General features: G+C 72.7%; 11 protein-coding genes. 2 read left to right on the forward strand and 9 right to left on the reverse strand.

Annotation, left to right across the window (positions count from 1 at the left end; translation table 11 throughout):
• Positions 1–266: 266 nt before the first annotated feature.
• Together F8271_RS09900 and F8271_RS34135 are read left to right on the forward strand one after the other, a co-directional pair.
• Complete coding sequence (locus F8271_RS09900; RefSeq protein ID WP_151489400.1) at positions 267–2,150, forward strand: Xaa-Pro dipeptidyl-peptidase; 1,884 nt, start codon at positions 267–269, stop codon at positions 2,148–2,150.
• Positions 2,151–2,169: 19 nt separating this feature from the next.
• Positions 2,170–2,610, forward strand: coding sequence for a DUF1996 domain-containing protein (locus tag F8271_RS34135; RefSeq protein WP_225854353.1), 441 nt, complete (start codon positions 2,170–2,172; stop codon positions 2,608–2,610).
• Here the strand turns inward: F8271_RS34135 and F8271_RS09910 are convergent.
• The 9 genes from F8271_RS09910 to F8271_RS09950 form a co-directional block, all read right to left on the reverse strand.
• Complete coding sequence (locus F8271_RS09910; RefSeq protein ID WP_151489401.1) at positions 2,598–3,419, reverse strand: CoA ester lyase; 822 nt, start codon at positions 3,417–3,419, stop codon at positions 2,598–2,600. The genes F8271_RS34135 and F8271_RS09910 overlap by 13 nt on opposite strands.
• Positions 3,419–4,606: a CaiB/BaiF CoA-transferase family protein gene (locus F8271_RS09915; protein ID WP_151489402.1), complete on the reverse strand. Its 1,188-nt coding sequence runs from the start codon at positions 4,604–4,606 to the stop codon at positions 3,419–3,421. Before F8271_RS09915 ends, F8271_RS09910 begins: the two co-directional genes overlap by 1 nt.
• Positions 4,603–6,561, reverse strand: coding sequence for an SUMF1/EgtB/PvdO family nonheme iron enzyme (locus tag F8271_RS09920; RefSeq protein WP_192580219.1), 1,959 nt, complete (start codon positions 6,559–6,561; stop codon positions 4,603–4,605). The genes F8271_RS09915 and F8271_RS09920 overlap by 4 nt, the downstream gene beginning before the upstream one ends.
• Positions 6,558–7,496 carry a ribokinase gene (locus tag F8271_RS09925; protein WP_151489403.1) on the reverse strand — a complete coding sequence of 313 codons (939 nt, stop codon included), beginning with the start codon at positions 7,494–7,496 and terminating at the stop codon, positions 6,558–6,560. The genes F8271_RS09920 and F8271_RS09925 overlap by 4 nt, the downstream gene beginning before the upstream one ends.
• Positions 7,493–8,860 carry an ADP-ribosylglycohydrolase family protein gene (locus F8271_RS09930; RefSeq protein ID WP_151489404.1) on the reverse strand — a complete coding sequence of 456 codons (1,368 nt, stop codon included), beginning with the start codon at positions 8,858–8,860 and terminating at the stop codon, positions 7,493–7,495. The genes F8271_RS09925 and F8271_RS09930 overlap by 4 nt, the downstream gene beginning before the upstream one ends.
• Complete coding sequence (locus F8271_RS09935) at positions 8,857–10,005, reverse strand: ADP-ribosylglycohydrolase family protein (RefSeq protein WP_151489405.1); 1,149 nt, start codon at positions 10,003–10,005, stop codon at positions 8,857–8,859. The genes F8271_RS09930 and F8271_RS09935 overlap by 4 nt, the downstream gene beginning before the upstream one ends.
• 4 nt (positions 10,006–10,009) lie before the next feature.
• Positions 10,010–11,302, reverse strand: coding sequence for an ABC transporter substrate-binding protein (locus F8271_RS09940; RefSeq protein ID WP_151489406.1), 1,293 nt, complete (start codon positions 11,300–11,302; stop codon positions 10,010–10,012).
• A 37-nt stretch (positions 11,303–11,339) separates the two neighbouring features.
• Complete coding sequence (locus F8271_RS09945; RefSeq protein ID WP_151489407.1) at positions 11,340–12,179, reverse strand: carbohydrate ABC transporter permease; 840 nt, start codon at positions 12,177–12,179, stop codon at positions 11,340–11,342.
• Between the two features lies 1 nt (position 12,180).
• On the reverse strand, positions 12,181–12,832 hold a 652-nt coding region (locus F8271_RS09950), incomplete at its 5' end, for a carbohydrate ABC transporter permease (RefSeq protein WP_151489408.1).

The raw sequence follows: 12,832 nt of genomic DNA on the forward strand, positions 1-12,832 counted from the left end.
GATCATATGCCCGGGTACCGGATCCTCGGGAGTCGGTGACCAGGTTTTCTCCCCGCCGGAGCAGGGGTTTCCGCCATGTGTCGGCGCCCGGCCCACTTCGATGTCGGTTCGATTACCGCCATTTTTCCCGATCCGGATAACGGCCGACGGCGACCACCCGAAGGGATCGACGTGACCTCCACTCGCACCTAACATGGCGACGAATGGATCTTCACGATTGGTCCCTGCCGAGACCCGGCAACCAGCCCAACCGAACGGAGACGCGCGTGCGTCGACCCCGCCATCTCGCACTTCTCAGCGTCGGCGTGTCCGGCGCACTGGTCCTGAGCGCGACACCGACACCGGCAGCCGCCCAGCCCACGGCAGCCGCGCCCACCGGCATCGTGGTGGCCGACGGCATGACCCAACCGGTCTTCTCGCTCGCCGACGCCATCGAGGAGCGGGTGTACGTCCAGACCCCGGTGGACACCGACCACGACGGCCGCCCCGACCGGGTCGCCATCGACATCTCCCGGCCCCGGGAAACCGCCACCGAGGGCTTCAAGGTGCCGGTCATCTTCGAGCACAGCCCGTACCGCAAGGGCACCTGGGGTGACGTGCCGTACCCGAGCGTGCTCGTCGACGACCTGCCGCAGAACGGCCTGACCGACCGCACCGGGCAGCGGACCCTCGACGCCGGCACGCAGCGCGCCCAGGCCAAGGCCAACCTGCCCGGTTCGCTGGACGACTACTACGTGCCGCGCGGGTACGCGGTGGTGCTCGGCCAGAGCGTCGGCACCGGCGACTCGGACGGCTGCCCGACCAGCGGCGACCAGGCCGAGACGCTCGGCACCAAGGCCGTCATCGACTGGCTCAACGGACGCGCCAAGGGGTACGACGTCAACGGCGCCCCGGTCACCGCCGGCTGGACCACCGGCGCGGTCGGCATGACCGGTGTCTCCTACAACGGGACGCTGCCCAACCAGGTGGCCACCACCGGGGTCAAGGGACTGAAGACCATCGTGCCGGTCTCCGCGATCAGCAGTTGGTACGACTACTACCGGGCCAACGGCCTGGTCGTCGCGCCCGGCACCTTCCAGGGCGAGGACCTCGACATCCTGGCCCAGTACACCGCCGGGCAGGAGCGGGCCGAGGGGCGCTGCGCCGACGAGATCGCGCAGATCACGAAGGAGCAGGACCGGGTCACCGGTGACTACTCGACGTTCTGGCAGGAGCGCGACTACCTCGACGCCCGCGACGTCAAGGCCAGCGTCTTCGTGGTGCACGGCCTCAACGACTGGAACGTCAAGACCGAACACTTCGCCGGCTGGTGGGACGAGCTGGCCAAGCGCCACGTGCCGCGCAAGATCTGGCTGCACCAGGGTGGGCACGGCGGGCCGGGCAGCGGCGCCTCGGTGACCCTGCCGGACGGCCGCACCTGGACGTACAAGCAGACCGAGAACCGCTGGTTCGACTTCTGGCTGTGGAACGTGCGCAACGGCATCATGGACGAGCCGACCGCGGTGCTCCAGCGGGAGGACCGGGCCTACACCACGTACGCCAACTGGCCGGACCCGGCCGCGCGTGAGGTCGACCTGAACTTCACCGCGACCGACGCCACCGCACCGGGCACCCTCACCACGGGCAAGCCGCCGAAGGGCACGGTCGAGCAGCGCTTCGTCGACGAGGGGCGGACGATCCACCCGGACACCCTGGTGGCCAACCCGGACACGGCGAGCGGGAACCGGCTCGCGTACCGCTCCCCCACGCTGACCCGGGACGTCCGCTTCTCCGGTCGTCCGGAGATGCGGCTGCGGATGGCCGTCGACAACAGGCCGGACGCGAACCTCACCGCGTACCTCGTCGACTACGGCCCCGCTGGGTCGACCGCCGCACCCACCGTGGTGACCCGCGGCTGGATGGACCCGCAGAACCGCAGGAGCCCGGCCCGCACGTCAGCGGTGCGGCAGGGCAAGCTGTACGACTACCGGTGGACCATGGAGCCGAAGGACTACATCTTCGCGGCGGGCCACCGGATCGGCGTGGTCGTGTTCTCCAGCGACCAGGAGTACACCCTGCTGCCGTTGGGCGGCACCGAACTGCGGGTCGCACCGAACGACAGTGAGCTGCGGCTGCCGGTCGTCGGCGGGCGGGGTGCCCTCGGGTTCTGAGCTGCTGCTCGTGGCGCAGGTGGGCAGTCCGACGTGTCGGGCTGCCCACCTGCGCGTCCGCCGTCGGTACCGGATCCGGCTCGCCCGGGGCAGAGGTCCGGCCCGTCGCCCGTCATTTCCACCAACTGCCAACGGTCCGGACCTGGACTCCCCGGATCACAAGAGTCACCTGGCGTACCCGGTGAACCAGGCCTGCCCGAGCACGCACCCGGTACACGTGCCGAAGTTGCGGCAGGTACTGCGGTACCCGGTCAACGGTGACCCGTCGCGGTTCCGGCTGGCGTCCGGGCCCGGCTACACCATCCACGGTGACCTCTTCACGCCTGGCCGATCGAGGAGATGGCCCGGCGCGTCCAGGACTGCATCCGCCCGGCCACCACCGCACTGGTCAGCGACGGCGGCAGCACGGCCGGCGATCGACCACCAGGATCAGCGGGCCGGCGACGCTCAGACGGCGTAGCGGGCGGCCAGGTCGACGGTGCGCCGTGCGGCGGCCACCATCGCCCGATCGGCGAATCGGCCGTCGGGCAGGACCACGGTCCCCGAGTCCCGCAGCTGCGCCTCGGCCACCGCGGCCAGCAACTCCTCGGCACGCGCCACTTCCCGGTCGGCCGGCCGGAACGCCTCGACGATCACCGGAAGCTGACGCGGGTGGATCGCCGCTCGACCGAGAAAGCCCAGCCGCCGGCCCACCGCGCAGGAGGCGGCCAGGCCGGCGACATCGACGACGTCGGCGTACACCGCCATCGCCGGCGGGGTCAGACCGGCCGCGCGGGCCGCGACCACCACGCGGCCGCGCGCCCAGAGCAGGCCGTCGTCGTCGCTCACCCCGAGGTCCGAGCGCAGGTCGGCCTCACCGAGCCCGATCGAGGCCACCGTGGGATGGGCAGCGGCGATGGGGTACGCGGACTCCAGCCCGAGCGCCGACTCGATCAGCAGGTGCAGGGGCGCGTCGACCCGCTCGGCGAGCGCGGCCACCGTCGCGGCCGACTCGACCTTGGGCAACCGCAACCCGGCCAACCCGGGCCGGCCGGCGACCGCCGCGAGGTCGGCGTCGACGTCCGGGCCGGTAAGTTCGTTGACCCGGACCTGCACGGGCACCGGATGCGTCTCGGCGAGGAACTCGGCGACGGCGGCCCGCGCGTACGCCTTGCGTCCGGCGACCACGGCGTCCTCCAGGTCGAGGATGACCGCGTCGGCGCCCGAGGCGACCGCCTTGGCGAACCGGTCCGGACGGTCACCCGGCACGTAGAGCCAGCTCAGCAGCATCAGAGCACACCCCGCTCGCGCAGCGCGGCCAACTCGTCGGCGCTCAGGCCGAACGCGCCGAACACCGCGTCGGTGTCCTGCCCGTGCCGCCGGCCGGCGTGCCGGATCTCCCCCGGTGTGTCGGCGAGCCGGAACGGCACGTTCTGCATCCGTACCTCGCCCAGTTCCTCGTCCGGCACGGTGCGGACGGTGCCCAGTGCCGCGTACTGCGGGTCGGCGAGGATGTCCCGTACGTCGTAGACGGGCCCGACGGCGGCCTGCGCCTGCTCGAACGCGGCCACCACCTCGTCGCGGTCCCGCTGTGCCACCCAGGCGCTGACCGCCGCGTCCAGCTCGACGGCGTGCGCGGCCCGGCCGCTGCCGGTGGCGAACCACGGCTCGTCGATCAGCTCGGCCCGACCGACCAGCCGCAGCACCCGCTCGGCGATGCTCTGCGCGCTGGTGGACACCGCCACCCAACGCCCGTCGGCACACCGGTAGGTGTTGCGCGGGGCGTTGTTGTTGGACCGGTTGCCCAGCCGGGGCTGGATGTAGCCGAGCTGGTCGTACCAGGTGATCTGCGGTCCGAGCATCGCCATGATCGGTTCGATGATGGCGAGGTCGACCACCTGCCCGGTGCCGGTGACGTCCCGGGCCCGCAGGGCGAGCATCACGGCGTACGCGGCGGCGAGCGCGCTCACCGAGTCGGCCAGCCCGAACGGGGGCAGCGTCGGCGGGCCGTCCGGTTCCCCGGTGGCCGCCGCGAAGCCGCTCATCGCCTCGGCGAGGGTGCCGAAGCCGGGCCGGCGGGCGTACGGGCCGACCTGCCCGAACCCGCTGATCCGGGTGATCACCAACCGGGGGTTGACCGCGTGCAGCTCGGCCGGGCCGAGCCCCCACCGTTCCAGGGTGCCGGGGCGGAAGTTCTCCACCAGCACGTCGGCGTCGGCGAGCAGCCGGCGCAGCAGCGCGGCACCGTCGGAGTCGGACAGGTTGAGGGTGACGGTCCGCTTGTTGCGGCCGAGCACCTTCCACCAGAGTCCGACGCCGTCGCGGGCCGGCCCATGCCCCCGCGACGGGTCCGGCTTGGCCGGATGCTCCACCTTGATCACGTCGGCGCCGAAGTCGCCGAGGAACGCCGCCGCGAGCGGGCCGGCGAAGAGGGTGGCCAGGTCGATGACCTTGACCCCGTCCAGGGGAGCGGTCACCGGGTCACCTCCGCCGCGTCGGGCAGGTCGGCCGCGCAGCGGAAGCCGACCTGGTCGGAGCGGGTGAGCCCGGCGCCGGTGAGCAGCAGCTTCACCGACACGTCGGCCGGTTGCGGGCCACCGTCGAGGTACCAGTCGGAGCCCTCCGCCCGGTGGTCGGCGCCGCCCTTGAGGATGACGAAGCGGGTACGACCGTCGGAGTGCTCGCTCTCGGTCAGGTTCCACACCAGCGGCTCCCGCCGCACGAGCAGCCCCGCCTCGGCGGCAACCTGCCACTCGTCCTCGGTGGGCAGACGCAGCCCGGCCCACGCCGCGTACGCGCGTGCGTCGGCCAGTTCCACCCCGGTCACCGGTGCGTCGGCCGGTCCGCGCCCCGCCGTGAACCGCTCGGGACGCGTCGGTCGGTAGCCGGTGGCCCGCAGGAACTCGGCGTACTCGCCGTGGGTGACCTCGTGGGTGGCGATGGCGAACCGGCCGAGCCGGACGCTGCGCCGCAGCGTGCCGGTGTGGTGCAGCCGGGGCGGCAGCGGCTTCCACTCGTCGACGTAGGGCGCCTCGCCGTACAGCCCGGTCTCCCGGACCCGGTGCCGGACGAGCAGGTCCCGCCGGCCGCCCTCGACGGCGACCAGGCCCGGCGGCACCTCCCCTCGGGGCGCCCACGGCGTGCGGACGCGCACCGCGGCGCGGGCCGGGAAGGACGGGTCACCGGTCGGCGGCTCGTGGTGGTGCTCGGCGTCGGCGCCGGGCACCACGGCCGCGATCGCGCCGGCGGGCAGCGGCCCGCCGACCGCCAGTCGACCGTCGGCGGTCTCGGTGACGGTCAGCTCGGCACCGGTGACCAGGTCGACGAAGCGTCGGCCGGCGCTCGGGTCGGTGACCAGCCACGGCCCGTCGTGGTCGGCGCCCCGGTTCACCACCGTCCACAGTGGCAAGTCGTCGTGCGTCCAGCGGGACGCGTACACCTGGCCCTCGCCGGGGTGGTCGGCAAGCGGAACCCAGTCCTCGGCGCGCAACCACGCCGCGTGGCTGGCCTGCACCCGGCGCATGGCCCGCAACACCGCGCGGTCGCGGTCGTTCCAGCCGACCCAGACGCCGAAGACGCTCTCCCACACGAGGACGCCGACGCCGTTCAGCCAGGCCGAGTGCAGCTCGTCGAGGTGGTCGCGGTGCCAGCGCCGGGTGTGGTGCAGCACGTGCCGCCGCTCGAACCACTTCGCCCGCAGCACGCCGGGCACCTCGGAGTCGGCGAACCACTGCGCCCAGGACATCGCGTGGTCGGCGATGCGGGCCAACGGAACCCGGCTCTCGCCCTCCAGGACCAGGCCGGGGCGGACGGCGTCCAGGGCGGCGCGCAGCTCGCCCGCGCCCTCCTTGAGGGTGTCCAGGAAGACGCCGTCGACGCCGAGCTTGCCGGCCAGCGCCGCGACCTCCTCGGCGTCGGTGCCCGGCTCGCGCCGCGTGCCGGTGTCCCACGGGTTGTAGTCGACGAAGACCCGCACCCCGCGCTCCTGGAAGGCGCGCACCACCTCGGGCAGCTCGGGCACGTCCCGGTACCAGTCGAACTGGTTGCGGTCGTCGAGGCCGATCACCGGGTACGCGTGCCAGAGCACCACCCCGTCGAAGCCACCGAAGTCCCGCCCGGCCGCGTCGAGGAACTCGTCGACGGTGAAGACGCCGCGCTCGTGGTCGTAGAGTGCCTCGTCCCAGAGCCAGGCGAGGCAGACGCTGAAGCAGTCGCCGGCGATCTCGTCGTAGTGGGTACCGGTGTAGCCGATCCGGTCCCGGGCTTCGACGCGCCAGCGGGCGATCTGCTCCCGCCACGCCGGCCAGTCCGCCGGGTCGGCCGGCGCGGCGAAGATCTTCGCCTCGTCCAGCGTGCTCAGGTCGGCGTGCCCGCCCAACGGCACCTCGGTCGGCCGGTCGATCGGGCGCGGGACGTACGGGTTGAAGCTCACGGTGCACCTCGGTAGGTCGCGTCGTAGAGGGCGTCGATGGCCGGCCGCTCGGGCAGGGCGGTGGATGCTCCGGGCCGCTGGGCGCAGGCCGCGCCGGCGGCACACGCCCAGCGCAGGCTCGCCGTGACGGCGTCCTCGTCGTTGGCGCCGCCCCGTTCGGCCCAGCCCACAGCGAGCGCGCCGGTGAACGCGTCACCGGAGGCGGTGGTGTCCACCGCGTCGATGCGCGGCGCCGGGACCGCGATCCGCAGACCGTGCCGATCGGCGTACGCGGCACCACGGGCGCCGAGGGTGAGCACCACCCGGGGCACCAGCTTCAGCAGGGCGTCGAGCAGCACCGGCGGGTCGTCGGGGGCGACCCCGGCCACGACCGCCGCCTCGTGTTCGTTGACGACCAGCACGTCGACCAGGTCGAGCAGGTCGGCGGGCAGCACCGCGGCCGGTGCGGCGTTCAGCACCACGGTGGTGCCGTCGGCCCGGGCCCAGTCGGCCGCCCGGGTCACCGCGGTCAGCGGCACCTCCAACTGCAGCAGCAGCACGTCGGCCGCCGCGATCGTCGCCCGGTCGTCGGCGTCCAGTTCGGTCAACGTGCTGTTGGCGCCAGGCGCGACCACGATGAAGTTCTCCGCGTCCCGGTCGACGGCGATCACCGCGACGCCGGACGGGCCGGCGACGGTCCGCAGACCCCGAACGTCCACGCCCGCGCCGACGAGGCTCGCCCGCATCTGCGTACCGAACTCGTCGTCGCCGACCGCACCGACGAAGTCGCACGCCGCGCCGGCCCGCGCGGCGGCGACGGCCTGGTTGGCGCCCTTGCCGCCGGGCACGGTCCGGAAGTTCTCACCGAGCACCGTCTCGCCGGGGCTGGGCAGCCGCGACGCCGTGACCACCAGGTCGAGATTGCTGCTGCCCACCACCGCCACGCGCGCGCTCATGCCACGCTCCCTTCCGTGCCGCTTCCCGGCCCCGTGAGGGCCAGAGTCCGCTTCGCCAGGTCGTCGAAGCCGATCCCGTCGAAGCCGGCGATGCTGCTCGCCAACCGGTTGCGCAGCGGGAAAACCCAACGCGCGGGCAGACCGGACGCGCCGGTGAGCGCCCCGGTCACCGCGCCGACCGTCGCGCCGGTCGAATCGGTGTCCCAACCGCCGCTGACCACCGCCGTGATGGACCGCTCCAGGTCACCGCGCCCGTACGCCAGCGCGGCGGCCACCAGCGCGGCGTTGTTGCGTACGTGCACCCAGTGCAGGTGGCCGTGCCGGGCGTACAACTCGTCGACCACGCGCTCCCAGTCGTCGGTCCCCGCGCCGAGGGCGCGCGCCTCGCGGACCGTTGCCGCGAACCGGCTGCGCGGCGGCAGCACCGCCTCGGCGGCGTCCAACACCTCGTCCACGGTGTCCGCGACCGGCGCGGCGGCGGCCAGCGCGGCGGCCCAGAGCGCACCGTGCACCCCGCCCCGGACGTGGCTGACGGTGGCGTCGCGCAACGCCAGCTCGGCGGCCCGGTCCGGCCGGCCGGGGTTGACCCAGCCGTACACGTCGGTGCGGATCTGCGCGCCGATCCACTCCCGGAACGGGTTGTGCCGACGGGCGCTGTGCGGTGGCGCGTACCCGAGCAGCAGGTTGCGGTACGCCACCCGCTCGGCGGTGAAGACCCGCCCGCCGGGCAGCCAGTCCAGCCACGCCTGCGCCACGTCGGCGCTGGTGAAGCCCCGCCCGCGCGTCTCCAGCACCCGCAGGGCCAGCAGCGCGTAGTTCAGGTCGTCGTCCTCGGGCATGCCGTCGATGTTCTCGGCGAGGCTGGTCGGCGCGCTGCGCCGGTTCCACGGCCAGCGGGCCGCCACGTCGTCCGGCAGGCCCTTCGCGGTGAACCAGTCGCGCAGCGGCCACCGGCCCGTCCCGGTGAGGATCTCCCGGATGCCCTCGCGGGGGATCTTCTCCACCGGCTTGCCGAGCAGACAGCCGGCCGCCCGGCCGAGCCAGGCGCCGTGCAGCCGGTCGTACGTCACCTCGGTCGGCAGCGACCAGCTCGCCGGCCAGCCGGCGCGCAGCGCGGCCAGGTCGTCCGGCTCGTTGGTGGTCTCGACGGCGCTCGACGCGTCGGCGGCGTCCAGCAGCTCCGTCGCGAGCGCCCGCAGGTCCGCTGACGCCGGTGTCGCCGACGCCCCGCTGACCGGTGGGGTCAGGTCCCCACCGGCCGCCGTCCACCGCTCGGCGAGCGCGGCGACGTCGCGCCCCTCGTCCCTGCTGGCCGCCAACTCGTGCGGCAGCAGGTCCTCCGGCTGCACCCAGGTGATCCTCACCGGGTCGACTCCCCCGCCAGCCCGGCGAACCGCTCCGCCCGCCGGGCGAACCGGGCCTGGTCACGCTCGAAGACCTCGCCGGCGACCGCCGCGAGGACCCGGGCCGGCTCCACCAGGTCGGTCTTCGAGGCGGTCGCGACCACCTCGGACCACTCCGCCGGCACCGCGTCCGCGCCGCCCAGCGCGCCGGCGATGGCCGCGGCCATGGTCGCCGTGGAGTCGGCGTCGCGGCCGTAGTTGACCGACCCGAGCACCGCCGCCCGGAAGTCGCCGCCGGCCACCACGAGCATGCCGAGGGCCACCGGCAGCTCCTCGATGGCGTGCAGGCGACTGGGTCGCCGCGCGCCGAGCCCGGGGCTGCGGTACTCCTCCCCCACCGTGTCGTAGGGGGCGACCGCGGCGCGCAGCGCCGGGATGGCCTGCTTCCAGTCGCGGTGGCCGTGGGCCTCCTTGACCACCGCGTCGATCGCCGCGCGGGTGCCGTCGCGGGCCAGGTCCAGCGCCGCCGCGACGACGTCCTCGACGCCCGCGCCGGGGGTCGCCGCCGCCGCGACCGAGGCCGCGAAGACGGCGGCGGCTTCCCGCCCGTAGCTGTGCTGGTGCGCCCCGGCGATCTCGACCGCCTCGGCGTACGCCCCGGCCGGGTCGCCCGCGTTGACGATGCCGACCGGGGCCATGTACATGGCCGCACCACAGTTGACGATGTTGCCGACGCCGGCCTCACGCGGGTCCGCGTGGGCGTGGTGCAGGCGGGTGACCAGCCACCGCTCGGCGGCCGCGAGCCGGTGGAAGGTCACCCCGTCCCGCTCCATGTCGGGGATGTGCACCACCCGCTCGATCAGGTCGGGGACCAGCAGCTCCACCACGTCGTACGCGTCGAGGTGGTCCCGTTTGGCCGCGTACGCGCGGACCAGGGCGTGGGTCATCAACGTGTCGTCGGTGATGTGCCCGTCGCCCTTGTGGTACGGCGCGAGCGGACGCGCGGTGGCCCAGTCGGCGTGGTACGGGGGCACGATGCCCTCGACCCAGCCGCCGAAGCGCGTGCGGATCTGCTCGGGCAGCGCCGTCTCGGTGGCGCCACCCAGGGCGTCTCCGACCGCGGCGCCGACCAGGCAACCGACCGATGTGTCGAGCAAGAGTGACATGTCGTTACCTCAGAACCTGCTTGCCACCGTCGACCAGCTGCGTGGCGAGCTGATCGAGGGTGATCTTGTTGGCGAAGTACTGCTGGAGGGCCGGGGTGGCGTACTTGGTCTTCCACTCCGGGTAGCCGTCGGCCTGCTGGAACGGGGCGACGGTCAGGTCCGCGGCACTGTCCGCGGCGACGTCCCAGCCCTGCTTGCCGGCGGTAAGCTTGACCAGCTCCTCGTTGGCCTGCTTGCCGGTCGGTACCAGCCAGTCACCCTTGGCCAGCGCGGCCATGTTGCTCGGGTTCAGGAAGTACTCGAGGAACTGCGCGGCCTGCTTCTTGTGCTTGCTGTCCGCGGAGACCGACAGCGTCTGCGGGTTGGCGGCCTGCTTGGTGGAGAGGCCCTTGATCGGGGGCAGGGTGACCCATTCGAAGCCGGCCGGCGCCTGCTCGACCATCTGCTGACGCAGCGACACCGAGCCGGGCAGCATGGCGTACTTGCCGCCGAAGAAGCCGGGCAGGGTGTCCGCGCCGCTCATGCCGAGCGCCTCCGGGGAGGCCGACTTGGCGGTGTAGAGCATGTCGTGGATCCGCTTCGGGATCTCCTTCTCCGCGTCGCCGACCTTGACCTCGGTCTTGCCGCCGTCGCCGTAGAAGAACGTGCCGTCGTAGTTGAGCGCCAGGTTCAGCACCCGGTTGGTCGGCGACTTCAGCGCCCAGGCCGCGCCGTACTGGCCGGGCTTGGTGAGCTTCTGCGCGTTGGCCTGGAACTCGTCCCAGGTCCAGCCGCCGTCGGCCGGTGGCACCGCGACACCGGCGGCGTCGAGCAGCTTCTTGTTGGCGATGACGACCTGCGACTCCAGCAGGAACGGCACACCGGTGACCTTGCCGTCGAAGGTCGCGGTGTCCCAGATGCCCTTGTCGATCTGACCCTTGAGGTCGTCGGAGAGCAGGTCGGAGAGGTCGGCCAGGTAGCCCTGCTTGCTGAACTCGCCGATCGAGGACGCCTCGTAGTGCACGATGTCCGGCGCGTCGCCACCTTCGAAGGAGGTGAGCAGCTGGTCGTGCACCGAGTTCCAGTCACCCTGGACGTACTCGACCTGGATGTCGGGGTGCTCGGCGTTCCACTTGGCGACCAGGTCCTTGTTGACCTGCAACGACTCCTTCTGCCAGGCGAGGCTGAGGAAGCGCAGCTTGACCGGGCCGGATGTGGCCTCGTCGTCGCCGCCGCTGCCGCACGCGGCGAGCGCGCCGAGGCCGACGACCGCGACCGCGGTGGCCGCGGCGAGTCGACACAATCGGGTACGGAGCATGGGGGTTACCTCCTTGGTGGTGGTGGTGGGGGACGGTTCAGCCCTTGACCGCGCCGGCGAGCGACCCGGACGAGAGCCGGCGTTGCATGAACGCGAAGAAGATCAGGCTGGGCAGCGTGGCCAGCAGGGAACCGGCGGCCAGCGGGCCCAGTCGGGCGGTGCCCTCGATGCCGACGAACCGGGCCAGCGCCACCGGCAGGGTGGCCAGCTCCGGCGTCTTGATCAGCACGAGCGCGAAGAAGAACTCGTTCCAGGCCGAGATGAAGGAGAACAGCGCGGTGGCGACCAGGCCCGGGGCGAGCAGCGGGAAGACCACCCTGCGCAGCACCTGTATCCGGGTCGCGCCGTCGACCGAGGCGGCCTCCTCCAGCTCGCGGGGGATGTTGCGGACGAAGCCCTGCAGCATCCACAGCGCGAACGGCAGCGCCCAGACCACGTAGATCAGCACCAGCCCGGCGTGCGTGTTGGCCAGGCCGACCTGCCGCAGCACCAGGAAGATCGGGATGATCAGCAGCACGAACGGGAAGAGCTGCGACAGCAGCACCCAGCCCAGCGCGGCGGTGCCGAGCTTGGAACGGAACCGGGCCAGCGCGTACGACGCCGGCATGGCGACCAGCACGGTCAGCACCGCCGAGGCGAGCGAGACCTGGAGGCTGTTGAGCGCCGCCCGGCCCAGCTCCTGCTCGGTGAACGCCTGGACGAAGTTCTGCAGGGTCGGGTTGTCCGGGATCAGCGTCGGGTGCAGGCGGACCAGCTCGCGCGGTGGTTTGAACGCCGTGGAGAGCAGCCAGACCAGCGGGAACCCGAGGAAGATCAGGTAGCCGGCGAGAGCCACGTACTGCAACGTCCGGCTCGTGCGGCTCGGTTTTCCGAACATGTCAGTTCGCCTCCCTGAGCCGGCGACGGAGATAGACGGCGAGCAGCGCGATGATGATCACGACCATCACGTTGCCGAGCGCTGCCGCGTAGCCGTAGTTGCCGTAGCGGAACGCCTCCTCGTAGGCGAAGAGCATCGGCAGCATCGTCTTGCCGCCCGGCCCACCCGCGGTGAGCACGTAGACCAGACCGAACGAGTTGAAGTTCCAGATGAAGTCCAGCGAGGTGATCGCCACGATCACGGGGGCCAGGGCGGGCAGCGTGACGTGCCGGAACCGGTGCCACGTGCTGGCCCCGTCCACCGCCGCCGCCTCGTGCAGCTCGCGGCCCACGCCCTGGAGGCCGGCGAGCAGGACGACGGTGGTCTGCGGCATGCCGGCCCAGACCCCGACGATGATCACCGCGGGCAGTGCGGTGCTGAAGTCGCCGAGCCAGTTGGTCCGCAGCCCGTCGGCGCCGACCCGGTGGAAGAACTCGTTGATCAGGCCGGCGTCGGGGTGGTAGACGAGCTTCCAGAGGATGCCGACCACGACCGGCGGCATCGCCCACGGCACGACGGCCAGCACCCGGGCCACGCCCCGGAACCGCAACTGCTGGTTGAGCAGCAGCGCCAGCCCGAGGGCGAGCAGGAACTGCAGCACCGTCACCCCGACC

Source organism: Micromonospora sp. ALFpr18c, from assembly GCF_008868155.1.
GTDB lineage: Bacteria > Actinomycetota > Actinomycetes > Mycobacteriales > Micromonosporaceae > Micromonospora.